This is a genomic window from Halorhabdus amylolytica (genome assembly GCF_004944975.1).
GTDB classification, from domain to species: Archaea; Halobacteriota; Halobacteria; order Halobacteriales; family Haloarculaceae; genus Halorhabdus; species Halorhabdus amylolytica.
Genome location: NZ_SPQG01000004.1, coordinates 21,867 through 47,771 on the forward strand (window position 1 = coordinate 21,867; position 25,905 = coordinate 47,771).

29 protein-coding genes, 1 tRNA gene and 1 pseudogene are annotated in these 25,905 nt (G+C 62.9%); 7 read left to right on the plus strand and 24 right to left on the minus strand.

Annotation, left to right across the window (positions count from 1 at the left end):
- Positions 1–199: 199 nt before the first annotated feature.
- From E3374_RS06915 to E3374_RS06970, 12 genes are all read right to left on the minus strand, one after another.
- The gene (locus E3374_RS06915) at positions 200–697 is read right to left on the minus strand and encodes a hypothetical protein (protein ID WP_136688352.1); all 498 of its coding nucleotides are present in this window, start codon (positions 695–697) and stop codon (positions 200–202) included.
- A gap of 240 nt (positions 698–937) precedes the next feature.
- On the minus strand, positions 938–2,797 hold the full coding sequence (locus E3374_RS06920; protein WP_136688353.1) for a hypothetical protein: 1,860 nt from the start codon (positions 2,795–2,797) through the stop codon (positions 938–940).
- A 157-nt stretch (positions 2,798–2,954) separates the two neighbouring features.
- Positions 2,955–3,293: a hypothetical protein gene (locus tag E3374_RS06925; protein WP_136688354.1), complete on the minus strand. Its 339-nt coding sequence runs from the start codon at positions 3,291–3,293 to the stop codon at positions 2,955–2,957.
- A complete protein-coding gene (locus tag E3374_RS17365) occupies positions 3,286–3,672 on the minus strand; it encodes a hypothetical protein (RefSeq protein ID WP_136688355.1) in 387 nt (128 codons plus the stop codon). The genes E3374_RS06925 and E3374_RS17365 overlap by 8 nt, the downstream gene beginning before the upstream one ends.
- Positions 3,669–3,872 carry a hypothetical protein gene (locus E3374_RS06935; RefSeq protein ID WP_136688356.1) on the minus strand — a complete coding sequence of 68 codons (204 nt, stop codon included), beginning with the start codon at positions 3,870–3,872 and terminating at the stop codon, positions 3,669–3,671. The genes E3374_RS17365 and E3374_RS06935 overlap by 4 nt, the downstream gene beginning before the upstream one ends.
- A complete protein-coding gene (locus E3374_RS06940) occupies positions 3,865–4,206 on the minus strand; it encodes a hypothetical protein (protein ID WP_136688357.1) in 342 nt (113 codons plus the stop codon). The genes E3374_RS06935 and E3374_RS06940 overlap by 8 nt, the downstream gene beginning before the upstream one ends.
- Positions 4,207–4,481: 275 nt before the next feature.
- A tRNA-Pro gene (locus E3374_RS06945) sits at positions 4,482–4,552 on the minus strand.
- Between the two features lie 168 nt (positions 4,553–4,720).
- A complete protein-coding gene (locus tag E3374_RS06950; protein WP_136688358.1) occupies positions 4,721–5,605 on the minus strand; it encodes an RNA-guided pseudouridylation complex pseudouridine synthase subunit Cbf5 in 885 nt (294 codons plus the stop codon).
- The gene (gene cmk, locus E3374_RS06955) at positions 5,605–6,183 is read right to left on the minus strand and encodes a (d)CMP kinase (protein WP_136688359.1); all 579 of its coding nucleotides are present in this window, start codon (positions 6,181–6,183) and stop codon (positions 5,605–5,607) included. Before cmk ends, E3374_RS06950 begins: the two co-directional genes overlap by 1 nt.
- A gap of 89 nt (positions 6,184–6,272) precedes the next feature.
- Complete coding sequence (locus tag E3374_RS06960) at positions 6,273–7,151, minus strand: DUF106 domain-containing protein (RefSeq protein ID WP_136688360.1); 879 nt, start codon at positions 7,149–7,151, stop codon at positions 6,273–6,275.
- Positions 7,152–7,231: 80 nt separating this feature from the next.
- Positions 7,232–7,876, minus strand: a complete 645-nt coding sequence (locus E3374_RS06965) for an adenylate kinase (RefSeq protein WP_136688361.1) — start codon at positions 7,874–7,876, stop codon at positions 7,232–7,234.
- A 193-nt stretch (positions 7,877–8,069) separates the two neighbouring features.
- Positions 8,070–8,453, minus strand: coding sequence for a hypothetical protein (locus E3374_RS06970; protein WP_136688362.1), 384 nt, complete (start codon positions 8,451–8,453; stop codon positions 8,070–8,072).
- A 140-nt stretch (positions 8,454–8,593) separates the two neighbouring features.
- On the opposite strand from E3374_RS06970, the gene hemE reads away from it, so the two are divergent.
- Positions 8,594–9,601, plus strand: a complete 1,008-nt coding sequence (hemE, locus tag E3374_RS06975; protein ID WP_136688363.1) for a uroporphyrinogen decarboxylase — start codon at positions 8,594–8,596, stop codon at positions 9,599–9,601.
- A gap of 51 nt (positions 9,602–9,652) precedes the next feature.
- Positions 9,653–9,976 (plus strand): tRNA-binding protein, encoded by a 324-nt coding sequence (locus E3374_RS06980; protein ID WP_136688364.1) that lies wholly within the window; start codon positions 9,653–9,655, stop codon positions 9,974–9,976.
- Between the two features lie 109 nt (positions 9,977–10,085).
- Here E3374_RS06980 and hemH read toward each other — a convergent pair whose 3' ends face one another.
- The 5 genes and pseudogenes from hemH to E3374_RS07000 all read right to left on the minus strand — a co-directional run bounded on the left by hemH (position 10,086) and on the right by E3374_RS07000 (position 15,217).
- Positions 10,086–11,132, minus strand: coding sequence for a ferrochelatase (gene hemH / locus E3374_RS06985; RefSeq protein WP_136688365.1), 1,047 nt, complete (start codon positions 11,130–11,132; stop codon positions 10,086–10,088).
- A gap of 66 nt (positions 11,133–11,198) precedes the next feature.
- Positions 11,199–11,478: pseudogene (locus E3374_RS17965) on the minus strand (nucleotide-binding protein); the annotation flags it as partial.
- Positions 11,479–11,496: 18 nt separating this feature from the next.
- Positions 11,497–13,035: a TrkH family potassium uptake protein gene (locus tag E3374_RS06990; protein WP_136688366.1), complete on the minus strand. Its 1,539-nt coding sequence runs from the start codon at positions 13,033–13,035 to the stop codon at positions 11,497–11,499.
- Positions 13,032–14,378: a Trk system potassium transporter TrkA gene (trkA, locus tag E3374_RS06995; protein ID WP_136688367.1), complete on the minus strand. Its 1,347-nt coding sequence runs from the start codon at positions 14,376–14,378 to the stop codon at positions 13,032–13,034. The genes E3374_RS06990 and trkA overlap by 4 nt, the downstream gene beginning before the upstream one ends.
- A gap of 95 nt (positions 14,379–14,473) precedes the next feature.
- Complete coding sequence (locus E3374_RS07000; RefSeq protein WP_136688368.1) at positions 14,474–15,217, minus strand: Lrp/AsnC family transcriptional regulator; 744 nt, start codon at positions 15,215–15,217, stop codon at positions 14,474–14,476.
- A 304-nt stretch (positions 15,218–15,521) separates the two neighbouring features.
- Between E3374_RS07000 and E3374_RS07005 the strand changes: the two genes are divergently transcribed.
- The 5 genes from E3374_RS07005 to E3374_RS07025 are packed head-to-tail and all read left to right on the plus strand — an operon-like array spanning position 15,522 to position 20,841.
- Positions 15,522–15,938 carry a universal stress protein gene (locus E3374_RS07005; RefSeq protein ID WP_136688369.1) on the plus strand — a complete coding sequence of 139 codons (417 nt, stop codon included), beginning with the start codon at positions 15,522–15,524 and terminating at the stop codon, positions 15,936–15,938.
- Between the two features lie 52 nt (positions 15,939–15,990).
- Positions 15,991–18,369, plus strand: a complete 2,379-nt coding sequence (locus tag E3374_RS07010) for an amino acid permease (protein ID WP_136688370.1) — start codon at positions 15,991–15,993, stop codon at positions 18,367–18,369.
- 5 nt (positions 18,370–18,374) lie between these two features.
- Positions 18,375–19,064 carry a potassium channel family protein gene (locus E3374_RS07015; protein WP_136688371.1) on the plus strand — a complete coding sequence of 230 codons (690 nt, stop codon included), beginning with the start codon at positions 18,375–18,377 and terminating at the stop codon, positions 19,062–19,064.
- A 35-nt stretch (positions 19,065–19,099) separates the two neighbouring features.
- The gene (locus E3374_RS07020; RefSeq protein WP_136688372.1) at positions 19,100–20,641 is read left to right on the plus strand and encodes a TrkH family potassium uptake protein; all 1,542 of its coding nucleotides are present in this window, start codon (positions 19,100–19,102) and stop codon (positions 20,639–20,641) included.
- Positions 20,638–20,841, plus strand: coding sequence for a hypothetical protein (locus E3374_RS07025; RefSeq protein ID WP_136688373.1), 204 nt, complete (start codon positions 20,638–20,640; stop codon positions 20,839–20,841). The genes E3374_RS07020 and E3374_RS07025 overlap by 4 nt, the downstream gene beginning before the upstream one ends.
- Positions 20,842–21,055: 214 nt before the next feature.
- Here the strand turns inward: E3374_RS07025 and secY are convergent, their stop codons facing one another.
- The 7 genes from secY to E3374_RS07060 are packed head-to-tail and all read right to left on the minus strand — an operon-like array spanning position 21,056 to position 25,801.
- Entirely contained in the window at positions 21,056–22,528 is a 1,473-nt protein-coding gene (secY, locus tag E3374_RS07030) for a preprotein translocase subunit SecY (protein ID WP_136688374.1), read from the minus strand.
- Between the two features lie 2 nt (positions 22,529–22,530).
- The gene (locus E3374_RS07035; RefSeq protein WP_136688375.1) at positions 22,531–23,016 is read right to left on the minus strand and encodes an uL15m family ribosomal protein; all 486 of its coding nucleotides are present in this window, start codon (positions 23,014–23,016) and stop codon (positions 22,531–22,533) included.
- A complete protein-coding gene (locus tag E3374_RS07040; RefSeq protein WP_136688376.1) occupies positions 23,016–23,480 on the minus strand; it encodes a 50S ribosomal protein L30 in 465 nt (154 codons plus the stop codon). Before E3374_RS07040 ends, E3374_RS07035 begins: the two co-directional genes overlap by 1 nt.
- Complete coding sequence (locus E3374_RS07045; RefSeq protein WP_136688377.1) at positions 23,480–24,115, minus strand: 30S ribosomal protein S5; 636 nt, start codon at positions 24,113–24,115, stop codon at positions 23,480–23,482. The genes E3374_RS07040 and E3374_RS07045 overlap by 1 nt, the downstream gene beginning before the upstream one ends.
- Positions 24,112–24,675, minus strand: a complete 564-nt coding sequence (locus tag E3374_RS07050) for a 50S ribosomal protein L18 (protein WP_136688378.1) — start codon at positions 24,673–24,675, stop codon at positions 24,112–24,114. The genes E3374_RS07045 and E3374_RS07050 overlap by 4 nt, the downstream gene beginning before the upstream one ends.
- Positions 24,676–25,125: a 50S ribosomal protein L19e gene (locus E3374_RS07055; RefSeq protein WP_136688379.1), complete on the minus strand. Its 450-nt coding sequence runs from the start codon at positions 25,123–25,125 to the stop codon at positions 24,676–24,678. It abuts the gene before it with no gap.
- Positions 25,118–25,801, minus strand: coding sequence for a 50S ribosomal protein L32e (locus E3374_RS07060; protein WP_394347456.1), 684 nt, complete (start codon positions 25,799–25,801; stop codon positions 25,118–25,120). Before E3374_RS07060 ends, E3374_RS07055 begins: the two co-directional genes overlap by 8 nt.
- Positions 25,802–25,905 lie beyond the last annotated feature (104 nt).

Genomic DNA, 25,905 nt, shown 5'->3' on the forward strand with positions numbered 1-25,905 from the left:
AGCTCTCGCTTACCCCTCCTCACCGTGAGGCTGCGCGGGCTGCCGGGCTTTCGTGCTGTTTCCTTCGCTCGTCGGCTTCCGGAAACGGATATCACTGCGCGCGGCTTTGAGGTACTGCCTCCGGCGCTGCGCGCCGTCGGCCCGCTCGCTTTACTGTGGACTCCATGAAAATGAAAAATGATTCAATACTCAAATCGAGCTATGAGAACCGAACCTCATTAAGATAAATTCGGAGAACTTTTTCACCATCCTCGTCCGTAGTGACCTCTTCACCTTCCTTTTCAAATCTATACAACAAGCCGGCTTCCGAAGTGAGATCATCATCAGTGAGTTGATTAGCTAATTCATCGGCCGCTTCCGCTACCGAGGTCCAACTTTCCAAAACCACACCTGTGTGTTCTTCTGGATCATAGGCTGCCTGAAAATAACCCTCTAAATTATCCTTTATATCTGTTTCACGACCAACAAATGTTCTAACAAACGAGTCTTCATTATGTATCAAAACTGACTTTTCTTCAGTCTCCTCTTCTTCATCGGATCTTTTCTCTTGCTCTGCTTCAATCTCTTCCCACAGACGGTCAATATGGCTTGTCGCGATTTCATGCCGCCTCTCTTCAGAGTCTTCAGGAGTGATCTGTATACTAAACGTCTTATCGCCATGGAAAAGAATTAGACCGATAGTAGCCGCTCGATACAAGCTAGAATATAGCGAACTTTCATCAGAAACGTTCTCTGGTTCAGTACTCTGCTTAAGTAACTCATTTCTTAGTTCTTCTGGAGTGAACTTTTCCTCATCAAAGTGCTCTCATGCATCAAAGTACGTTTCTCTGAGATGATCGACTCCGGGAAGTCTGCCACTATCACTCATGGATGGACAATCTAACCCAATGAATATATCATTAACCCTGTCTAAATTATATTTTAGTTGTAGATTTAACTATTCCTTGTCAGAATCAGAATCTGCTGACGAAATATACCCAGGCGGATCATTCTCTCGATCGACTACGGGTAACTCGTCATCATCCTGGGCCACATCCTCGACAGCTTCGAGGTCGCGCGGTTGTGGGCCGAGCGACCCGTTCGGCATGTCCCAGACGGCATACGCACCGAGGTAGTCGATCAGACACCGATACGACGGGTCTTCGGGCAGCGTCGAGCGAACGCCAGGCCGTTCAACCTCGGTGATCGCTCGTTCTATCGCGGCTTCGAGATCGTCGAGATTGTCCCATCGACGCCGTCCGAGTTCGTCACGGATCGGCGTCTCACAGGCGTTCTTTACCGAGTCGAGCGAACACCACCGGACGGCCTCACGCACGTCCGGATCGCGGGTGTGTTCGTTCGGCTTGATCCCTTCGGTGATAGCCTTCGAGCACGACCAGAAGCGCCGGTTCGTCGCCCAGTACAGCGCCAGCTTCCACGTCGCCGCTTTGTCCGCGTACGTCTCTCGCTCGGCGTCGTCGGGCTCCTCGAACGACTCGGTAGCGTCCAGCAGCGAACCGAACGTCACGCTCAGGTACTTGCCGAGGTAGCCGCCGGCGGTCGCTTCCATCTCGTCGGCGTCGTCGCCGAACTCGATCAGGTCGTGAGCCTGGGTTCGGTCTCGAATCCACGCTTCGCCGTGATCGTGGTCGCCGAAGCGGTACCAGTCGACGAAACCTTCGTCGCTCTGGAACTCGGGTTCCAGGTCGGCGAGATCGTCGCGATAGACCAGCGGGTACATATCGACGATCTCCGCCTGTCCGTAGTCCATCCACTTCGCTTTCAGTTCGCCTTTGTCGCACAGCCACGGCATCCCGTCTTTGTCGCGGGTCGGCACGTCGAAGAACAGCACGTGCAGATGCGGATACCCTTTCTCGGAGAACTCCAGCGCCTTGATGTACTCCGGTCGCTTGCGCGGTCGCCCGGTCACCTCATCGTCGAGTTCGGGACGCCAGCCGACCGTGCCCTCGTCGCGGGTGTCGCCTTTCGTCGACGGGTCACTGTCGAAGTACGACAGCAGCCGGTTGAAGTTCTCGTTGATCGATTCGATTCCGTCGAGCAACGAGTCCTGACGCTTCGGGTCGGTCGTCAGCGTACACAGCACGGCGTTCTCGGCGTGTTCGTAGCCGTATTCCAGCGCGTCGTTGAATCGGGCAAACTGTTTCGAGATCCGGCCCTGGTCGTTGAAGCGGGTCTTGTACCGCTTCGTCATACGACGCGTCGATTCAGCGCCGCGACCGTCGACCATGTACACGTCGAACAGTAGCCGGTAGTCCTCAATGCGATTCAGGTAGGATGTAAAACCGTCTTCGAGCAGGTCACGAAGCCGGTCATCCACTGAATCGACCATTGAGAGCCTGTTCCGCAGAAACTCGCGGTCGTACAGGAGATCGTCGGAGTTGGCCGTTTGAGTAATGCCTTCTGTAATCAAGTCAAGAAGCCGCAGGGTGGGCGTGACCATCAGAACGCCCGACGGCTCCGACTTGCGCACGTACGGCTCCTCGGGTTCGGCGAGATCGTTCACGAACCTATACGCAAACTGATAGTCAGCGTCGGAACCTTCGACACGTTCGCACTGCTCCGGCGAGACGCCTTTCACTGCGTACGAGACAACGTGCGTCAGCGGCGTTCCCTCGGGATGTTCCGCGAGGAACTTCGCTATCCGCACTCGTTGCTCGTCACGCTCAGTGAGCGTCCCGTCGATCAGCGGACCGTAGCCGAGCAAGTCGCGCTCGTCCAGCAGGTCCGCTAACTCGGGAGTGTTACATCTGGCGAGGTCGAGCCCGCCCAGGTGTCCGGGAGGCTCGACAACACTCATTGGAGAGCAGTGAGGAAGCCGGGGGCATGCTGGGGAGTGGCGTTGCTACTCGTGAACGGCGAGCCGACCCCCGTCGAGGGGGCCGGCTCTCCGGTCGACCCACTATCGACGCGGTGGGTGGGTCGGTGAGTGGACCACCCAGGTGGCCCGGTGCGCATCAGTCACCGGAGCCGGATACCGGGAGTTCCTCCCGGTGGTCCTTGTCCTGGTGTCGCCAGTGAGCGACGACACCGATGTTTTCGGGCGTGTTCAGCCAGGGGATCGGACAGCGGTGATACGTGTGGCAGGCGTCGCCGAACACGTCGTGCGGATCAGCGCCGTCAGCGATCGCGCACAGTTGGTGAATGTAGATCGTATCATACCGGCCGTCAAACCGGCAGCGGACGAACTCGTACCCGAGTCCGTTCGTCGAAACGGTGGGGATCAGAACCGGACCGGGACCCATGACGGGACTGCCGTCCAGCCGCCGGAACTCAGTCGACCGATCACTACTCATCGGTCTCCCTCCCTGGGAACCGAGTCGTTCGCTCACGATCACCGCACCGCAGTCGAGAACCCCCCTCACCCTCCGGGTTCGGGGGATGCGCTCGGGCTTCCGGGTCGCCCCGCGAGGGGGCGCTTCCAGTCTGTCGAGCCGGTGCGGACCGCGATTGGCGCTCGCGGTCCGGTCCGGGATGCTCACTCCGCTGCGCTTCCGGGCCTGCCGGCTCTCCCTCGCCCTCGCTTGTGACGGCTATCCAACCGCGAGAAACACCGAGCACGTCCGAGCAGGTACGACACAGCGTGTTCTCTGTCGTCACTGCATCAACGTGATTGATGCACTCCTCGCCGCAGCAGGCACAGAAGTACCGGACGAACTGTGACCAGTCCGTCATTGACCATCACCGTCCTCGACGAGTGCGGATTGACAGGTAGCCGTACCTAGTCGAGACGACCGCTCTGCGTGGCGTAGGTGCCGAATGAAAGCGTTCTTCGAGAGTGTCCGAACCGGGCGCGAGTGAGACGCCTCACGGACCTCAGCGTACAGATCAACGAGGTCCGGGACGAGTTCGACCAGCAGCACCGTCTCAGTCATCGTCACCACCTCGAAGGTTCTCCTCGCGGTGTTCCCAGCGAAGGGTTACCTCGACGGACTCGGGCGTGTCGATCGCCGGAATCTGCTGATCGCCAACCTCGATCGGCGCTGGTGGCACCTCGTCGTCGAGATCGAGCCACTCGTCCAGCGGGCGGTGATGGACGTCGGTCAGCTCCGAAAAGACCCACTCGGGATCAGCACCGCCGGCAATCGCACACAACTGATGAACGTACACAGTCTCGTCCTCACCGCCGTACCACGACCGTGCGTAGGCGTAGCCGTGTCCGGTCAGCGTGATCGACGGCGGCTTTTGCCGGCACGCATCAGTGATCATCGACGATCACCCTCCTCGAAGGATTCGACCGCCTGGCGAACCTCCTCGTCGGTCGCACTATCGTCGACGAGACGGGACGCACGAACGAACTCACACGGGCCGAACGGCCACGCTTCGCGGCGGGAAACCTCAACGATATGATGCAGTCTGCGAACCGAGAGGTCGGGGTTATTGGTGCTACTTAAAGACCGACTTAATTGCACCTCAACGTCCGCAGGAAGTTGGCCGCTCGCACACCTAAACGTGTAGGTGTGCGGATCTGTCAAAAGTTTGAGTGGGGCCGCCGAGATTCGAACTCGGGTCCGACGCACCCCATGCGCCGAGGATACCGCTACCCTACGGTCCCGCGATTCGAGCAACGAGAGAGCGGGAGTTAAGGCCTTCGTTTCGTCCGGGCGGGACGAGCGATACACGGATCCGACAATCAGAAAGAGACAATGGAAATCCTCCGGATAGCTGATCGCGCCACCAGTCAACACCAAACTGTGACAAGCCGGCCGTCACAGCCGGTCTTTCAGACCAGCACGCGTTCGAGATCCACGACAGTTCCCTCCTCGACCGCCGGATCCTCAATCAATCGCCCCAGACACACCGCCGCCCCGTTCGGCGTGTAGCAGGTCACGAGCGGCTCGGCGTCCGGATCGAGGCCCTCGTCGGCGTCGACAACTCCGGGGGCATAGACGGGTGCGCCTTCCGCGACCGACTCCGCAGCACTCTCGGCGATGATCACCGACGGTACGTCTACCAGCGCATGTTCGGCGGGCTGGACGACGTCTTCGAGCGCTTCGGGGTCGTCGTCCTCGCGCCACCACGAAAGTGCGTCGACAAAGTCATGGAGGGTTGCCAGATCCCGATCGTCGAAGGGGTCGGTTCCGACGCGCCGGAGGTCGCCCATGTGTGCGCCAGTCCCCAGCGCCAGCCCGAGGTCGTGACAGAGTTTCCGGATGTACGTTCCGCTCTCACAGCGCACGCGGAGCAAGGCCTGGCGGTCCTCGACCTCCAGCACGTCGAGTTCGTGGATCTCGCGAGTCCGGAGTCGGCGCACGACGGCGCTCTTTTTCGGCGGTTTCTGGTAGATCTCACCCTCGAAGTCGGCGGCGACCCGTTCGAGATCGTCCGTCCGTCCGCGATCGTGGAGTTCCAGCACCGCGACGTACTCCTTCTCGCTGTCGTCGAAGACCTGGGCCATTCGCGTGGCGTCGCCCAGCAGCATCGGCAGACAGCCGGTCACTTTCGGATCGAGTGTCCCGGCGTGGGCGGCTCGTTTGACTCCCGCTAGTTCGCGCACCCAGGCGGCGACCTGGTGGGCGGAGGGGCCGGGCGGTTTATCGAGATTGATCACACCGAACTTGAGCAGTTCGGCGGGCGAGCGCTCGGCGGGCGGGCCACGCAGTACCATCAGAAATCGTAGGAGACGCCCTCGACGGGGGCTTTGCCTTCGTCGCTGTTCTGGTCGTAAGACTCGACGGCGTGGAGGACGACGCTCAACACGCCTTGGGGGCCCCACCGGGCAGTGTTGATCGCCAGGTCGTAGATCGAGAGGTCGTCGATGTCGATGCCGTAGTACTCTTGATATCGCTGGGCCTCGCTCTCACCCCGCTCTCTCGTCTCGGTTTTGGCCTGTTCGATCGGTTTGTTCTCCCGCTGGGCGATCCGGTCGGCACGGACGGCGACCGGTGCATCCAGCCAGAGCTTTAGGTCGGCGTGGTCGCTGGCCATCCAGCCGGCCAGTCGCGATTCGAGAACGAGATCGTCGCGATCCCGGGAAATCGTCCGCAGACGTCGATCGAGGTCCAGATCGATCTCTTCGTCCTCTTCGGCCTGTTTGTTCAGTTCGAGCGGGGTCATGTCGCGTTCCTCGGCGAGCGATCGAAAGATGTCACCGCCGCTTACGTGCTCGTAGTCCAGAGCGTCGGCGAGACTCTCCGCGAGTGTGCTCTTGCCGCTGCCGGCGGGGCCCGAGACGGTGATCAACATACCCGACATGGGAACGGCGCGGTAAAAAGCGGTGCGTCTCGCGTCAGGACGACGGTTACTTTCCGGCGGCCAAGGCGGTGTCTCGTCGCTCAGGTCGGCGAGGTCTGGACGTTCAACGCTTTCCGGACGATCTGGCTGAACGAAAGTGAGCAGACGAAGTACCAGAACAGCCAGGCGGGCCAGGGGCCGAGCGTCCCGGCGTTCCAGTTGCTAACCTCGCCGAACAGCGGCATGACGATCGCGGTTTGCGATTCGCCAGTGATTCCGAGTCCAGTTTGCCAGTACAGCCACAGGAAGATCGGGATGGTAAAGAGCATGATCCAGACCATCGGGCGGATCTGCTGTTTGAACATGCCCATCTGGTCGCTCATCATCTCCATCTGTTCTTGCTGGATGCGGTCGAGTTCCTCCTCGTTGCCCTCCTCTTTGGCGCGTTCGCGGCGCTCTTTGAGTTCTTGCATCTTCTCCTGGTGGTCGCCCATCCCACTCATGTCCATGAGATTGTCCTGCAACAAGGCCGACCAGAGTCCGGTCAACGTCGCCAGTACCAGGATCACCATGTAGAAGGGCATCATCGACTCTATCGGTCCGAGGACGGTGTCCAGAACGGTTCCGACGGTGTTCTTGATCGACGGAATCGAGTAGCCGGCGATCAACGCGACGGCGCCGACGCCGGCGAGCTTGTCCCAGGTCGACCAGCCGCCGTCATCGTCCTCGTCGGGGTCGGCGTCTTCCAGGGCGTCGTGGACGCCCTCGGGGTCGTCGACGACGAACCCGTCGCCGTCTGCGTCGACCAGCAGCCCCGTCTCGATGAGTCGGCCCCACTGGCCGCTCGTGAGCTCGTCGCTGACGTCGCCCCACGAGACGCTGCCCTGCTCTTCAGCCGTCGAGAGCACCGCCTCGATGGCTCTCTCCATGCTCGCATCCTCGGCCACGAGCCGGTCTATCTTCTCGCCTGTCCGTGCCATCGATGTGTTCTCTAGGGACCGCAGGTAAATCAACTTTGTATTTGCACGACGCTCCGGATCGAGACGTCTGGGTCACCCCGTCAGGCCACCTCGTCGACGGTCGCCTGCAGGTCCGCCCAGACGCCTTCGAGGGACTGCTCGCCGTCGATCTCGACGAACTCCTCACGGTCGCTGTAATACTCGATGACGGGTTCGGTATTCTCGGCGAACACCTCCAGTCGGTTGCGCACCGCCTCCTCCCGATCGTCCTCTCGCTGGATCAACTCGCCGCCACACGCATCACAGACGCCCGCTTCCTCGGGCTGATCGAATTCGACATGGTAGTTCTCCCCACACTCCGAACAGACCCGGCGGCCGGTGAGTCGGTCGACGAGTTCGTCCTCGGAGACCGACAGCGAGACGATCACGTCCAGGTCGGTCATCGACTCGAGTTCCTCGGCCTGGTCGAGGTTTCGGGGATACCCGTCCAGAACGAACCCGTCGGCGCTGGTCAGGGCCTTCTCGACGATGGCATTGACGACGTCGTCAGGGACGAGCTCGCCGCGGTCCATGTACTCGCCGGGTGTGTCGTACTCCAGGCCGAGATCGGAGATATCCATCTCCTTGTTCGCCCGGAGTGCGTCGCCCGTCGTGACGTGCTCGACGCCGAACTCGGAGACGAGATTCGAACTCTGTGTCCCTTTGCCTGCACCTGGCGGTCCCAACAACAGAATTTTCGGATTCATACGTCACCGTTGGCCGGGCCAGGTTATTTATGTGGCGTTTGGCGACGAGAGTTCCACAGCTATCGAAGGACTGGTTTGCGTGATCGACTGGTTTTTCGGCTGCACGAACCGTCCAGTTCCGTCGGCTTTCCTGTCCTTGTCAGGCGGTCAAGGCGACTGCCCCGGGGAGGATGTCAAGATCGGGCGATGCCGATCACTGGTGTTCGTCGAGCACCGCCGCGGCGTCCTCGACTGTTTCGGCCTGGAAAATTTCGTACCCCGTTTCGGACGCCGCTTCTTCACCGACCCGTTCCCACTGGAACTCGGCCGTGATTGATTCACCCGTGACGCGGACCACAGTCCCCATGCCGAGTTGACCCGCTTTCTTCGCTCCTTCTTTGAGACGCTCCTCCGCGTTCTCCGTCGCCGGTTTGTACGAAGAGATGTCGTTTATCAATCCCCAGCCGTCGTCGAGTTGTGCTGCGCCTTCAGCTACCGCATCGACCACCTCCGCGAGTTCCGATTCGTCAAGTTGCCCCGCCAGTTTGAGTTCCATCCGGTTGTTCGTCGGGTCCACTTCGATGTTGTAACTACCCATTATGGCTGTTTTTAATGAGTTATAAAATATATAGTTTCGCATTCTGAATATTCTTCCGCGTATTCATCCGGTTCAGAAAGGAGACCGATCGACAGAAGTGCAGGGGAATTCCTAAACCACATTCGACCGTACACCCGTCGATGAGTGACCTACTCGTGCGGGCTGCCCGCGGCGAACGCACCGAACGGCCGCCGGTGTGGCTGATGCGCCAGGCGGGCCGACATCTCCCCGAGTATCGCGAACTCCGTGTGGAGTACGACTTCCTCGAGGCCGTCACGACCCCCGAGGTGGCCACTGAGATCACGCTGCTCCCCTGGGAACGGTACCGACCCGACGGACTCGTCATGTTCTCGGACATCCTGACCATCCTCGAACCGCTCGGGTTCTCCTACCACATCGAGTCCGGGAAGGGCCCGGTCATCGCCGACCCCGTTTCCGACCCGGCGGACATCCCGGACACCTACGAGGACGTGGAAACTGCTCTGGACTACGTCGGTGAATTGCTCGATCGGCTCGACTCCCGGGTCGGCGAAGAAACCGGGCTCATCGGTTTCGCCGGTGGCCCGTTCACCCTCGCCTCCTACGCGATCGCCGGCCATCCGACCCGCAATCACTATCCGGCTCGCCAGTTCAAGGCTCGCAATCCCGAAGCGTTCCGCGATTTACTCGAGACGTTCGCCGAGGCCGTCCGCGAGTTCCTGGCCTATCAGATCGAGCACGGCGCGGACGTCGTTCAGCTGTTCGATACCTACGCCGGCGTGTTGCCGCCCGCGGACTATCGGGAGTTCATCCAGCCTCTGCACCGCGAGATCCTGGCGGACATCGACGCGCCGACGATCGTCTTCGTCCGCAACATGGGTGGCCGTCTCGGCCAGCTCGCGGCGACTGGGGCGGACGTGGTCAGCCTGGACTGGACCGTCGAGATGGCCGACGCCCGCGAACAACTGGACGATCGAGCCGTTCAGGGGAACCTCGATCCGTCCGTCCTCTTTGCCGATCCGGAGACGATCCGCGAGCGGACGCGGGACGTGATCGAGGGTGCCGGCCCCCATGGACACGTGCTGAACCTCGGCCACGGTGTCCACAAGGACACGCCCGTCGAAGGCGTCGAGGCGTTCATCGAGACGGCCAAGTCGATCGAGCGGTAAGCTGTCCCCGACGGAAGGGCCTTTCACGTCTCTCCGTCTACTGGCGATCGCATGACAGAGAGCCCCTTCGACGTGACGATCCGCGTCGCGGATGTCCGGAAGGTCGAACCGTTCGAGGCGGCGAACAAGCCCGAGATGGTCAAGCTGTGGCTCGACGTCGGGAAGGAGACGTTGCAGTCGGCGGCTCAGCTCGGCTACCACCACGACCCGACGGAGCTGACCGGCGAACAGGTGCTCTGCGCAACGGACCTCGGCAGTGTCCGGATCGCCGGCTTCGAGTCCGAGGCGCTGACGGTCGGTGTCCCCGGCGGAGACGGCAATCCCGTCCTCGTGACGCCCGACGAACAGGTTCCCGTCGGCGGCGAACTGTACTGATCGCACCCGGTGCTATTCCGCTCCTGGAGAGAAAGCCACAGAGGTTGTGCCGACGGTGAACGATGCCGAACTCACCCCTCGTGGGGGGTGACGTTACCGGACCGCCGTCTCAGTCCAGCGGCGCGTTCAGACACATCGTTCCCGGTTCGTCCCGGCACTCACACTGCCGGAACTGGTAGACTGCGGGGTCGAAGTCGGCGACGAAGGGTTCGACGAGATCCTCCAGCACGCCGACGAAACGCTCGTCGTCGTGGGGGACAGGGACCCGATAGAAATCGAGGCCGACCGTCTCGGCCTCTTCTTTGAGCTCCACGTCGAGTTCAGAGAGAGTCTCACTTTGCTCGTGGATGAAGCTGATCGGCTCGACCACCACGCGCTCGGCATCGACGGTCTCGATAACCTCCTCGATCTCGGGTTCTGTCCAGGGGATATCCCGGTTCTCGTGGTTCTGATATCCCAGTTCGTAGGAATCGATGTCGAGCAATCCCGCCACAGTCTCGACGTATTCCCTGACGTAGGTGTCATAACGGCTGCCTTCCTCTGTGAGGTAGTACTGTGGCGTGCCGTGGGCGGAGAAGACCAGTGCAGTGTCGGGATCGTGCAGGTCGACGCCCTGCTCGTCCGCGAACGCCTGGATGTTGTCCACACGAAGGCGTGGGTAATCCGGGTGGCGGTGCCAGCCCGATATCTCCTGGAGTGCGTCGAACTCCCGCTCGTCGGCTGCCGCTCGCAGTTCTGCCAGCGCGTCGACGGTCGTCGAGGGGCCACAGAGTGGATAAATCGGGAGGCCGATGATCCGGTCGTGGCCCGCATCGATGGCCGCGTCGAGTGCGTCGTCGATGAACGGCTCGGTGAACTGCATCCCGATGTAGGTCTCGACGTCACGACCACGTGCGCGAAGGCGCTCTTCCAGTACATCGGCCTGGTCGCGGGCCTGGCCGTTCAACGGCGACCCGCCGATCTCTTCGTATTCCTCGATCAGCGGTCCGGCGCGGCGCTCGGCCAGTTCCCGGGAGCGCTCGCGGGCCTCGGCCTCGGTCGTGTCGCCCTCGATCTCGCGGTTGTTGAAGAAAATGCGTTCGAGATACGAGACGACGGCCTCGCGTTCGGGCGTGGCCGGTTCGCCGAAATTCAACAACAGGATTGCGGTGGACATGGCCCGACGTTGGGGCTGGATCGGAAAAGGGGTTTGCCTGCCGGCGGAGCGATCCGCTCGAGTGACTCATCTTGGGCGGACAGTCAGTGACGGAAAATACGACCCGTAAAACCCTTCGTCGAACGTGATTAGGGCGTCGGCGTCTGTCACCGCATGACCGCCGATGAGAAAGTCAGCAGCGACGTGCTGGCGGGGGACAGTGACGTCCCGCAGTGCTCGCACTCGACTGTCTGTTCAGTCCCACAGGACGGACACTGCGACCGTCCGGTCGCCGATCGACGTAGTCGCGGAACCGCTCGCCAGCCACGAATAGGGCCTGACGTGGCGGCTCGACGAGTCGGATACTATTACTCCAGATACGCCCTCACGACCGCCAGTAGGCCCGGGTCAGGAGGACAAGCACGGGGAAGATCTCCAGGCGGCCGATCCACATCAGGAAGACCATCAGGAGTTTCGACGTGTCGGGGAACAATTCGTAGTTCTCCATCGGGCCAACGACGCCAAAGCCCGGCCCGACGTTGCCGATCGTCGCGGCGACAGCGCTCAACCCGTCCAGGACTGCGAGATCCATCCCGACCCGGCCGGCGTCAAGCATGAGGACGACGACAGCCAGGAAGAACAGCGCGAGATACAGCAGCGTGAAGGCGTGGATCCCGCGGATGGCCGACTCGTCCAGCGCCCGGCCGCCCAGCCGGACGGGACTGACCGCCTCGGGGTGGACGGTGGTGAACAGCTCCCGTTTGATCGACTTGGCGATGACCAGCCAGCGGACCATCTTGATCGCGCCGCCGGTCGACCCGGCCGAACCGCCGAGGAACATCCCGAACAGCAGCAGGTACTGTGCGGTCGATGTCCAGTCGTTGAAGTCGATGCTGGCATAGCCCGTCGTCGTCACGATCGAGACGACCTGGAAGAGGCCGTGCCGAAGGGCTTTCTCGATGCCCGTTAGCCCGGCACTACCGGGCAGACTCGGACCCACGAAGAGCACGACCGTCACGACGGCGGTCAGCGTGGCCATGACGCCGGCGTAGAAGCGAAACTCCTCGTCTCCGGGCAGCGTGAAGGGATCGCCCCGGAGGACGCCCCAGAACAACGCGAAGTTCGTCCCCGCGACGACCATAAAGGGGATGATCGCCCACTGGACGGCCGCCGAGAACGCCTCGATCGAATAGGCTTCCGGGGAGAAACCGCCGGTCGGCAGCGTCGTCAGGCCGTGGGAGATAGCGTTGAACAGCGTCATGTCGGGGGCAAACCCGACGAGATGCAGGCCATAGAGCAAGATCATCTCGGCGACAGTGAAGGCGAAGTAGGCGATCCAGAGGACGCGTGCCGTCTCGGCGATTCGCGGCGTGAGCTTCTCGATGCCAGGTCCCGGAGCCTCCGCGTCCATCAGTTGTGCGCCACCGACCGAGAGTTCGGGGAGGATCGCCACTGCGAGGACGACGATCCCCATCCCACCGAGCCACTGGGTGAGCTGTCGCCACAGCAGGAGTGCGTGAGAGTGATGCTCGACGCCGATCTGACCCATCACCGTCGCGCCCGTGGTCGTAAATCCGCTCATCGACTCGAACAGCGCGTTCGGCACATGGGGCCAGGTAAGCGTCGAAGCCGTGCCATGCTCCGCGAGCAGATACGGGATCGCCCCGACCAGCGCGACCGCGAGCCACGTTGCCGCGACCATCAGAAACCCCTCGCGGGCGCCCAGATCGTGCTCTTCGTCGAGTTGGGTGAGCGCGAACCCGGCGACGGCCGTCACGGCGATCGTGACGAGGAACGGAATCCATCCCTCGCCGTAAATGAACGCCGTAACGAGCGGGATCGAAAGTGGCACCGCGAGGTACAACAGGACCCGGCCAGTCAGCGCGAGACTCGCCCGCCAGTCCACGCGGACGTACCCGGTCATAGTTTGGCGAGTGTCTCGTCCAGTACCGCGGCTTCGACGAAGACGACGACGTGGTCACCGGGCTCGACGATTGTGTCACCGCGTGGACGGACGAACTCGCCGTCGCGCGTGATCGCGCCCACGACGACGCCGTCGGGCAGGTCGGCGGCCACCTCCCGGATCGGCCGCCCGTCGAAGATACTTTCATCCTCGATCTCGACCTCGATGACTTCCGCCCGGTCGCTGCCGATGATGGCGACGTTCTCGGCGTGTTGCTCGCGGGTGAACCGCGTTATCTCCTCGGCAGCCACCTCACGGGGCTGGACGGCCACGTCGATCCCGACAGTCTCGAAGAGATCCACGTACGAGCGATCCTCGACGACGGCGATCGCCCGATCGGCACCGAGACGTTTGGCAAGCAGTCCCGCCAGCAGGTTCCTCTCGTCGGACTCCAAGGTCGTGACGACGACATCCACCGCGTCGATGTTCTCGCGTTCGAGGAAGTCCCGGTCGGTGGCATCGGCTTCGAGGACTGTCGTCCCTGAGAGCGCTTCGGCGAGGAATTGTGCCCGTTCGGGGTCGCGTTCGATCAACTTCGGGCGAATCCCCCGCTCCTGGAGTAATCGGGCCGTCTGGTAGCCGACCGAACTGCCGCCGACGATCAGGACATCGTGGTAGTCGTCGTCCGGCGCGACGGCGTGGCTGAACGCCGTCACTGCCTCGTCGGTCCCGATGACGACCACCTCGTCACCCGCCGACAGCGTCGTGTCGCCACGAGGGATGACGATCTCGTCGGGCTCGCCGCCCTCGTCGGGGCAGAGAATCGCCGCGAACGTGAGGTCCTCGAAGCGATCTGCCTCGGCGACAGTCTGGCCGGCGACCGGACTGTCCGCGGCGAGTTCGAACTCGGCCATCTGGATTGTCCCCTCGGCGAAGGTGTCGACATCGCGGGCGGCCGGCAGGCCGATCATGCTGGCGATCTTGCGGGCCGTCAGCAGGTTCGTCCCGACCATGACGTCGACGCCGAGTGCCCCTTCGGCGTTGTTCCAGGTGTCGAGGAACTTCGTGTTGCGGACGCGTGCGATCGTTGTGACGTCCGCGAGCGTCTTGGCGGTCCCACAGGAGACGATGTTCGTCTCGTCGTCGTCGGTCACGGCGATCAGGAGGTCGGACTGTTCGAGACCGGCCTCCCGTAGCGTTTCGATCGCCGCACCGTCGCCCTCGATGGCCAGCACGTCCAAGTCGTAGGTCAGCGCCTCGACGCGATCGCCGTCGACATCGACGACGACGACCTCGTGCATGTCGGCCAGACTCGCGGCCACACTCGAACCGACCTCGCCCGCGCCGATGACGATTACGCGCATCCGCGCTCCTCCATCATTGTCCCGAGATATCCCCGCCGTCCGGAAGTGTGTTTTCCCCCCCGGAAGTAGTGACTCGTCCGGGACTCCGGGAAGACTCACTGCCCGGTAAACGCCGACAACGTCTCCTCGGAAATGCCGGATCGGGAGTGCACGGTGACAAAGTCGCCAGCCTGAATGGTCGTCTCACCGGTCGGCGAGATTGACTCCCCGTTCCGGTTGATCCGAACCACGAGGAGATCCGACGTCAGGAGCCCCTCTTCGTTGGCTTCCTGCAGGGTCGTGCCCACGATCGGCGTCTCCTCCTCGACGATCAACTCGACGACGTTGGCGTCGCCCGTCAACCCGGCGACGCCCGAGACCGGCGAGATCGGCTCCTCGTCGCGTGGCCCGAACGGGGCGTAGGGCCGGAAGTACTCCCGATAGCCCAGGTCCTCGTCGTCGATCTCGATACCCAGCGAGATGAGGTCCTGGGCGATACGCGTCAGATCGTCGGTGTCGGTCCCGACCACTTTGATCCTGAGGTCGCCCCGCCCTGAGAGGATCTCCCTGACGTTGACGACCCCCGAAATCTCCAGGGCCCGGCGGGCGAGTTCCTCCCGGTCGCGGTCACCCGTCGAACAGACGTAGTGGTTGACCAGTCGCCCCTCGACCTTCTCGTAGTCGATGTGGGCGTGATACCCCTGGATGATGCCGTCCTCCTCCAGTTGGCGGATCCGGTTGCGGACCGTCGGTGCCGAGACGTCGACCTGCTCGGCGATGTCCGGCGCGGACGTGTGGCGGGCCTCCTGGGCGAGATAATACAGGATCTGCTCGTCGATCGCGTCGATTCCCCCTGGCATGTGTGTCTTCGAAATCGATCCGGTAGTCCCTTTTAGTTTCCGTTACGGATTCTGACTGCTCGCCTTGCCTTCTGCTCAAACTAACACGTGGATCTATCGAGGATCGACCCAGATCCGAACAATACCGCCAACTGACTGGCGATGAACGAACCCATAGTTGCGGTCATATAATATACGGGAGCGTTCGCAGTTCCGATATATATTAACCGTTTCGGGCTATGGGTCCGGGCATGAGCGGCGTGTTCAGCGGCTTTCCACTCGATCGTGTAATGCGACCGGGACGAGAAACGGAGGGTTCGATCGGATGACCGAGACGCTGACGGCGCACCTGGCCGTTCCGGTCGCGAACGACGAGGACGCACGCGCAACGGCTGGGGCACTCCAGGCCTACGAGTTCGACCGCGTCACGGCAGTCCACGTCGTCGAGAAGGGCGGCGGCACGCTAGACAAAATCCCACTCGAACAGGCCGAGGAACAGGCCGAAGAGGCCTTCGAAGCGTTCCGAGACGTGATCCCCGACGCCGAGTCAGCGGTCGTCTATCACACAGACATTGTCGAAGGCATTTTCGAGGCGGCGACGGACCTCTCGGCGAGTGCGATTGCATTCCATCCCCGAGGCGGCAGTCGACTCACCCAGTTCCTCGAGGGGGATCCGGCCCTGAAACTCGTCACAGAGGCGGACCGACCGGTAATCGCACTGCCGGAAGAACACGACGAATGATCGTCGAAACGACTGCACAAACGGCCGTGCCGTATCGAGGAGGGAACCGCCAATGAGTGAGAGCGAACAGGAACTGGCCCGGGACCTGGGCTTTCTGGAAGCCTACACGATCGGGCTGGGGACGATGATCGGTGCGGGTATCTTCGTGTTGCCCAGCATCGCTGCCGATGCCGCCGGGCCGGCGGCGATGGTCTCGTTCGCCCTCGGTGGCGTCGTCTCGCTACTCGCGGCCCTCTCGCTGTCGGAACTCGCCACGGGGATGCCCAAAGCCGGCGGGAGCTACTACTACGTCAACCGGGCGATGGGCCCGTTCTTCGGCAGCATCGTCGGCTGGGGCATGTGGGCCGGGCTGACCTTCGCAAGCGCCTTCTACATGCTCGGGTTCGGCCAGTATCTCCTGCCATTGCTGACGCCGCATATCGACTTCCTCGCGTCGATGTCCGGGGTCGGCAAGAGTGTCGCGGCACTGGTGATGGCTGCCCTGCTGACGGGCGTCAACTACTACGGTGTCAAGGAGACCGGTGACCTCCAGAACGTTATCGTGATAACCCTCGTCGTGTTGATCGTGGGCTTTCTCTCGCTTGGCTTGTTCAGCGGCCCGACGATCGGTGAGTTCAACCCCCACGGCTGGCCGGCGGTCGCCGCGACAGTCGGAACGGTCTACGTCTCTTTCATCGGCTTCGAGGTGATCGCGACCAGCGCCGAGGAGATCAAGAACCCGAGTCGGAACTTGCCGCTATCGATGATCGCCGCGGTCGTCACGCCGACGATCCTCTACGTCGGCGTCATGTTCGTCTCGACGGGGACGATTTCGCTGGATGTCCTGGCAAATTCGGAAGTGCCGGTCAAAATCGTGGCCGAAGAGATTCTTCCCGGGTTCGCGTCGTTCGTCCCCGGGCTGTCACCGTCGTTGCTCGCAGCTATCGGCGGGACGGTAATGATCCTCGGGGCCGTCCTGGCGACGATCTCCAGCGCGAACGCGTCGATCCTCTCGGCGGCCCGGGTCAACTTCGCGATGGGCCGGGACAAGATCCTCATCGACTGGCTCAACGAAGTTCACAGCCGCTTCCGGACGCCCTACCGCGCGATCACAGTGACTGGAATCATCACTCTCGTCCTGATCGCTGTCGGGGTCGGGATCGGGACCCTCGCCGAGGTGGCGAGTTTCATGTATCTCGTGACGTATGCTCTCGTTCACGTCGCCGTCGTCGTCCTGCGACGGGCGAATCCCGACTCCTACGAACCGACGTTCGAGATCCCGTCGGTGCTGTACCCCGTGGTTCCGATCCTCGGGGCGGCGGCCTGTCTTGGCGTCCTCGTGCAGATGTCGACGAATATGGTTCCGTACACGCTTGCGGTCGGGAGCCTGAGTGTGACCGTCCCGTTCCAGTTGACGGTCGTCGGGATGATCGGGATCGTGCTGATCGCATTCGGTGTCACCTGGTACTATCTCTACGCCCGTGATCGGGCGCCATCACAGAGTCTCGTCGGCGACGCGATCGCGCCAGCACCGACGACTGCCGCGGACGGTGACGGCGTTTACCGGGTGGTCGTCTCTATCGCGAACCCCGAGACTGAACGCGATCTCCTTCGGAAAGCAGCAGCGAGCGCTCACGCACACGATGGAGATGCCGAGATCGTCGCCGTCAACGTCATCGAGGTGCCCGACCAGACCTCACTCGCCCAGGATCTCACCTTCGAGGAGGAACGCGTCGACCGTCAGCAGGAACTGTTGGAGGCCGCCCGGGACGTGGCGACGGATCTCGATGTCGGCCTACGGACGCGGGCGATCGTCGGCCGCGATGCCGCGTCGGCAGTTCTCAACGTCGTCGAGGAGGAGAACGCCGATCAGGTACTACTCGGCTGGACCGGCAAGCGCAGTCGCCGTGACCACGTGCTCGGATCGACTATCGATCCCGTCGTGAGTCGCGCCACGTGTGACGTCACGCTCGTCAAACGCGGGGCGGCGGCCGACAGCGACGAAGAAGTCATGGTCCTGGCCGGAGAGGGGCCACACGCTCCTGTCGCCGCCCAGCGGGCCGCCGAGTACGTCGATGCCACCGATGGAGCGTCCCTGACGCTGTTGAACGTCCAGCCGCCGGCTGAGGGGGACGAAGCCGCCGCTTCGCCGGTCGAAGAGGGCGAAGCATTGATCGAGAACCTCATCGAGCGAGCCGATTTGACCGAGACGACCTACGAGACCCGCGTCGTCGTCGAGGAGGATGCCGAGGACGCGATCATCGAGGCGGCCGCGGAGTACGATACCGTCTGTGCCGGCGCGACCCGGGAGAGTGCGATCTCCCAGGCCCTGTTCGGTTCGCTGCCGGAACGCCTCGGGACGGAGCTCGATCGAACGGTCGTCGTCGCGCGGGGATCGGAACGTTCACCCATGTCGATCCGGGACGCTATCATCAAACGACTGGAGGGATAGCGAGTATGTATATCATCATCGTCGGCGCGGGCGACATCGGGACGCCGTTGATCGACATCGCGACGCGCTCGGGAAACGAGGTCGTCGTCATCGAACGAAACAACGAGCGGGCGAACCGCGCCGCCGACCGGTTCGACTGCCTCGTCCTCAACGCCGACGCGACGACCAAGGACACGCTGGCTGACGCCGGTGCCGAGCAGGCCGACGCCATGATCTCGACGACCGACCGGGACGCGACGAACATCATGGTCTGTCTGCTTGCAAAGGAGTTCGATATCCCGGCGATCCTCTCGGTCGTCCACACCCCCGAACACATGAACCTCTTCGAGCAGATCGGCGTCAACACGATGGAAAACCCCCAGCAGCTCATCGCCGAATATCTCTACCGGGCTGTCGCGCGGCCGGCGATCGTCGACTACATGCGCATCGGCGAGGATGCCGAGGTCTTCGAAATCTCCGTCACGGAAAACGCACCTATTGCCGGCAAGACACTCCAGGAGACAGCCGACGAGGATCTGTTGTCGGACGACGTGCTCGTCGTCGCGATCGAACGCGAGAGCGCCAGCGAACCCATCACCCCGCGCGGGAACACGACGATCCACGCTGGCGATCTCCTGACTGTCTATTCGGCTGTCGGCGCAGAGCCGGAAATCACGGACATCTTCGGGCACTACGAGGACCGGACGGTCGAGTGATCTGAAGCGTCGCCCCGAATCGATACCACATAGCCATGAACGGAACGACAGCAACGGTCGGACGCGACGTCGGTCGCATCCTCGAAGCACTCGGCGGGCTGATGATCGTCTCGATCGTCGTGTCACTCGTCTGGAGGGAGTGGTTCGGCGCCGTCGCCTTCGGTGCCTCGGCACTCGTCCCGTTGGCTGTCGGCTACGGACTCCACCGTCGCTTCGCGGATGCTGACTCGCCCTCGCGCTTACACGGGATGGTCGTCGCCGCCACGGGTTGGCTTCTCGTGGGTGTGTTCGGCTCGCTCCCGTTTCTCCTGGTCGCCTGGGGCGTCCACCTCGGCCTTCCGACGACGATCGAGGGGACGCCCACCCTCGCGGCTTTCCGGGATCCACTCAACGCCGTCTTCGAGTCGACGAGTGGCTTCACCGGAACCGGCCTCACGATGACTGATAACGAGGAAGTACTTCCCCGCAGTCTCCAGTGGTGGCGAACGTTCATCGAGTGGATCGGCGGCGTCGGGGTGATCGTCCTCACGACGGCGATCCTCGCCCGGCCCGGCAGTGGCTCGCTGACGCTGTACGAGAGCGAGGCCCGATCCGAAAAGATCCACCCGAGCATCGTCTCGACGGTCCGGACGATCTGGTGGATCTTCCTCCTGTTTACCTTCGTCTCGATCCTCGTCCTCTGGCTGGTCGGGATGCCCATGTGGGACGCGATCAACCACGCCATGACCGCCCTCGCGACCGGCGGGTTCTCGGTCACGGACAACTCCATCGCGACCTACGACAGCGCCGCCATCGACGCGGCCCTGATCCCCATCATGTTGCTGGGCTCGATCGCCTTTCCCGTTCACTACCTGATTCTCCAGGGCGACCTCCGGAACTTCTATACGGACTTACAGACCCGCTGGGTGTTCATCTACATGAGTGCCGGATCGGCGTTGCTGTGGGCGTTCCTGTACGTTGGGCCCTACGACTCGCCGCTCCGGGCGGTGCGCTATGGCGTCTTCCAGTTCGTCTCGGCGGCGACCTGTACGGGCTTTCAGACGGCTGTCGACGCAACGAACGTCGCACTCGGGGCGTGGCCGGCCCAGGCTCAACTCCTCGTTGCGTTCGGCATGTTCGTCGGTGGAGCAGCCGGGTCGACCGTCGGCGGGATCAAAATCATCCGCGGGCTGACTCTGATCAAGGGTATCCGCTATCACGTCGCCGACGTCTTCTATCCGGACAGTGCTGTCCGTCGGCTGAACATCAACGGACGTCGCCTGACCGAGACGGAAGCCAACCGAGAGTTCGTCGAGGCGACGATCATCGCCGTGCTCTGGACGACCTTCCTCGTCGTCGGCACCGTCCTGCTGTTGGTCATCCTGCCGACCGAGAAGTTCTCGCTGGCGAACGCCGTCTTCGAGGTTGCGAGCGCCCAGGGTAACGTCGGGCTCTCTTCAGGCATCACTGGCCCTGACTCGCTGCCGACGGTCGGGAAAGTCGCCTTCCTCGGACACATGTGGATCGGTCGTCTCGAGATCATCCCGATTCTCGTCGCGTTGCGGACGCTGCTCAATCGTGGGGGAATGTACCCATGAACGTCCGGGACCTCCCAATCGTCAGGACGATCTACGAATCGGGTGCCGACGACCGGGTGTTCGACGGGTTGCTGCTGGCCGGCCCGTTCGTCGTGGTCCTGATCGCGGGACTGGGTCGCTCGTTCGTCACGGAATTGCTCGCAGTGGCGTACGTCGGCGTCTTCCTCGGGTACGTTCTGTATCGCGGAATACGTGGCTGATCCTGGCGGACTTGCCACGACGATCTATCGTCACGTTGCACTTCGACGGGTTCTTTGAAAACGCTCCGCCGCCGTTCGTGGATGGTCCGAGAGGCGCTTGGTCCTCACGGGACCCACCCACATCGATACCGGCGACTACCGAGAGGAGCTGTCTGTCCGGACGCTTCGATACACCTCGAAAAAACCCGTCGACGAAAAATCGATAGGACAGAAGTCAGCCGAACATCTGGCGCATCATCGGGTGCATCTCCATGAGCTGTTCCTCGGCGATCTCCTCGTAGAGCTTGTAGGTAATGCTCACGGTTAGCAGCAGGCCCGTCCCGGTAACGCCACCGATCGTGCCGAGCATGTTCGCCAGGACGGCGAGCAGGCCGACCAGTGCGCCGCCGATGACCGTCACCTGTGGGATGTACCGCTCGAGGACCTTCTCAAGGACCCCGGGGTTCTGTCGGAAGCCGGGGATCTGCATACCGGAGTTCTGGATCTGTTGAGCCGTCGCCTCCGGCCCCATATCGGTCGTTTCGACCCAGAAAATGGCGAAGATCGCCCCACCGACGATCATGACGGTGAGGTCGACCCCGACTCGGAGCAGTACCTTCCAGACCGGCTGAGACACCCCTCCGAGGAACCAGGCCCACTGGTCGATCGACTGGATGGGCGCCAGGTAGTAGAACAAGCCGCCGGTCACCTGGAGGCCAGCTTCAGTCTGCGTATACGTCCCGAGTAACGCTGGCATCGAATCCCCCAGCTGTGAGCGGAGGATCCGTCCGAACAGCTGAATGTTCATCTGGAGCGCCCGGACGAGAATCATCGGCAGGACGCTCGCGTAGATGAGCTTCACGGGGAAGCGACCGCGGGCCCCCTTCACGCGGGCGTGACTGAGGGGGATCTCGACACGGACCGACTCCGCGTACACGACGATCACGAAGATCGAAACGGTCGTGAGCAGAGCGACGATCTGACCCTGTCCGAAGAGCAGTCCGAGGAGTCCCTCGGTGGTCAACACCGAGGGAATGTCGCGGTACCCCAGTGCCATCGCGATCCAGGAAGGGATAAATCCCCAGTCGTTGGTCGGCGAGAGCTGTGGGATGGCGATCAACCCGCCCATGAGGCTCTGGCTGACGCCGGCGATGATGAACAGGCCGATCCCGCTGCCGACGCCCCACTTGCTGATCACCTCGTCCATGTAGAGGATGAGGACACCGCCGACGGCGATCTGTGCGAACATGAGCCACTTCGTCCCCGTCGTGCCGAGTCCCAAGACTGATTCTGCCGGCAGGAAGTCGGCGGCGAACACCATCGGGAGCCCGGTCAAGAAGATCATCACGAGTACCAGCACCTTCTGGAGGCCCTGATAGAGCACCTGATCGCGCGGATTGTTCTGGGTGTCCAGTCCCAGCAGGTCCGCGCCGCCAAGCAACTGCAGGACGATGCTCGCCGTGACGATTGGCCCGATGCCGAGTTGCATGATCGTCCCCTGTCCGCCGGCGAGGATCGATCGGAACTGACCGAACGCGTCCGAGCCGCCGGTGCCGAGTCCGAACAGATAGACGTTGGTCAGGAAGAAATACAGCACCAAGACGCCGGCCGTCCAGCCCAGCTTGCGCTTGAACGGGACGTGTCGCTCCGGACGAGCGACTGACGGCATCCGCGTCAGCAGTGGTTCGGCGGTGTCCTTCCAGCTCATCCTTACTCGCTGTCGGCGTCGGCGTCCTCTTTATCCTGTCGTTGTTCGCCGCGCTCGCTCAACTCCGCACTCCCGCCGGCTGCCTCGAGTTTCTCTCTAGCACCGGCCGAGAACGCGTCGGCGACGACGATTAGCTCGTTGCGGACCTGGCCGGCACCGAGCACCTTCACGACGTCGGCCTCGTGACCGTCCTCGACGACCTCGCGGGCGTCGATTTCGTACCCATCACCGGTTTCTTCGGCGAGACCGTCGGCGGCCAGCAGGGCCGCGTCCTCGTCCAGCGTCCGGACGTCGATCTCACGGACGTCCTCCTGGGCCTTCTCGGGACGCGTGAACCCGCTCTTGCCGAGCGCCGGGTGGTTGTGCATCTCGTGTTTGTCGCGACCGGCCGCTCCGCGGCCGCCGCGATGGCCCGCACCGCGACGGTTCTTGTGCGTTCCGCCGCCGTGCGTGCGCGAACCGCGCTGGCGCTTTTTCTTGTTGGTCATTATCGCATCGCCTCCAGCAGATCGTCGATCTCCTCGGTCGTGTGATCGCCGAGCTGTCCGCCCTCCGTGGTCGGGTGCTTGATGCCGTCGTGGCCCTTCCGTGGCGGGTGAAGCCGTAACGTCGGCGACAACCCCGCCTCCTGCAGGGTCGTCTCCTCTTCGAGGAGCGCCTCGGCGAGCGCCGAGACGTCGTCGTAGTTCGTGTTCCAGCCGACCCACTCGTCGTCGATATCTTCCTCACCCTCAGCGGGTTCGGCCCGCCGTTCGAGGAGGAGTTCGACCGTCTCCACGGAGGGTTCTCCGTGGGCGACGACGTCGTGGACCTTCGTGATCATGCCGCCGTAGGCGTCGGTCTCGGGCACGAACGTCGCGTGATTGACGCGGCCGAGATTGAGCATCTCCAGCGTGTCGACGACATCGTCGCTGACATCGACCTCACCGCGCAACTGAACGAGCGCTTCCATCACTCGATCACCTCGCGCTCTTCGAAGGCATGCTCGGGAACGCGCGCCTCTGCGGTGTTGCGCAGAGCGTTGAACGTCGCCTTCGCGAAATTGACCGTCGTCCGCGTGTTCCCGCTACTTCGCGTCCAGATGTCTTCGATTCCGGCCAATTCCAGGACGTGCCGGACGGTCTCTCCGCCGGCCAGCCCCAGACCGCGCGGTGCAGGCTGGAGTTCGACCTCGACGCTGCCGGCCTTGCCCATGGTGCGCAGTGCGACCGTGTGTGGTCGCCCGCAGCCACATTCCCACGAGCCACAGCCCCGAGAGACGTCGATCAGGTTCAGCTTCGCGACCTCGATAGCCTTCTGGATCGCACCGCCGACCTGGTCGTCACGCCCCTCGGCGTAGCCGACGAGGCCGTCGCGGTTGCCCACCACGACGACACACCGGAACTTCACCCGGCGGCCAGAGTCGGTCATTCGCTGGACCATGTTGATATCCAGTACTTCGTCTTCCAGCCCGGGGACGAGCTGGTCGACGATCTCCGGTTCCTTCAGCGGCAGCCCGGCGTTCAGGGCGTCTCGCATCGAGTCGATCTCGCCCTCGACGACCTGTCGGCCGAGCCGCGTTCGTGGTTGCCATCCGTCTGCGCTCATAGTTCGATGTCACCTTCGAGTAACGTCTCCCGCAGCTCGTCGAAGTGCGCGGGCAGTTCTGTCGCGTCGAAATCCCCACTATACAGCGGCTCCTCGCGCATCTCGGCGTACTCGGCGATATGCTCGCCGCGAGTCCGCTCCCAGGCGGCCAGCACGTCGTCGTTGTGGGGGATCTCCAGGCCGGCGTCGATCGCACCCTCCTGGATCGCGAATACTTTACTTCCTGGCGTCGGCGTGTTGAGTCCGATGTCCAGCACGGCCTCCTCGTAACCGGCCTCGATCGCCCGTTGCCCGGCGAGCAGCCCGGTGAGATACGCGGCGGGCAGGTTGCCCGTCGGTGCCTCCCAGCCGTACTCGTCGAGATCGTTCGATTCGGCGGCCGCAGCAGTCTCGTCACCTTCGGGACCGGTCGTCACCAGCTGCGCCCTGGCCTGGCTGTTCGAGAGCCGCGCCACGAGGCGTGGCTTGCCGGATTTCAACAGGCGCAACCGCTGATGGTAGTCCGTCCTGGATTCGCGGCGCCGACGCATCGGCACCTTGTATCGTGGTCCTGTCGCCATTCACTGATCACCGTATTGGTCGTCGATGTATCGCGTCAGGTCACCGACGTCGTCGAATTCGCCGCCGCTGGCCTGATCGTACAGTTCGCGATACTCCGTCGGCGTCAACTCGCCGTCGTCACGGAGTTCGCGTAGACGCTCGCGCTGGGCACGGATGCGCGAGGTCCAGTCTTCTTTCTCGTTCTGTCGGGCACCTGCGGCACCCTTCCGGGACCCGTGTCCCTTCCCGTGGCCGTAGGCGCGTTTCTCCTGGCGCTCTCTGGCCCGCCCGCGGGAGTTGCCGTCCGGTTCCTCGGCACGGATGATGCCCTGATCGACGAGATCACGCAGATCCGCCCGCGTGATCGCCTCGGCGATCTCCTCTTGAGCCTCGGGATCGAACCAGACGCGATTCTTCCCGACGTCCAGAATGTCGGCGGCCATCCGTTTCTGTGCACTCAGATCAGTCATCCTCGGTCACCTCGACTTCGACGTAGGTGGGGTTGAGCACGCGGATCCCTTCGTCCTCGGCGACTTCTTCGATGCGCTCGCGCTTGCGGGCGCCGACCTTCGAGGCGATCCGGACCGCCTCGCGATCGCCGTCCACGCCGTCGAGATCGTCGACGTTGTGGACGCGGACTTCCTCGAAGCCGGAGGGGTGCAGTCCCCGAACGGCCTCGGGGGTCCGGAACCCGGCTTCGACGGTGTCGCCCTTGCCCTTGATGCCGCGGCGCTGCTTCGAGAGGCCGCCGCGGGGCCGTCGCCAGGACGTCGGGACGCGCTTTTTCTTGTGGTAATCCTGCCGGTTGAACTGCGGCTTGCCCTCGCGTCGTCGCTGGACGAGTAGGCGTGCCTCCTCGTCGCTCAACTCTGGCGTCTTCTCTGCGTGCCCGCGCGGGCGCAGTTCCGTCTCGACATCCTCGGCCGCTTCGGGCGCCTCGCCGGCTTCCTCGACTTCGGCGGTCTCGGCTGCCGAAACGTCGAGTTCGCCGATATCGGCCTGAATCCGGGCCGCCAGGGCGTTACCGATCCCCTCGACGTCAGTCAGGTCCGACTGCTCGGCACGGGCGACGTCTTCGACCGTCTCGAATCCCGCCTCCCGGAGCGTCTCGGCTTTCTCCTCGCTGACTCCGCTGATGTCCGTCAGTTCCTCGTAGGACTCGACGGATTCTGCCGCCTCGTCAGCGCTGTCTTCGACCGTCTCGTCCGCGTCGGCCGCGGACTCCTCGATGACGTCCGCCTCGACGTCCT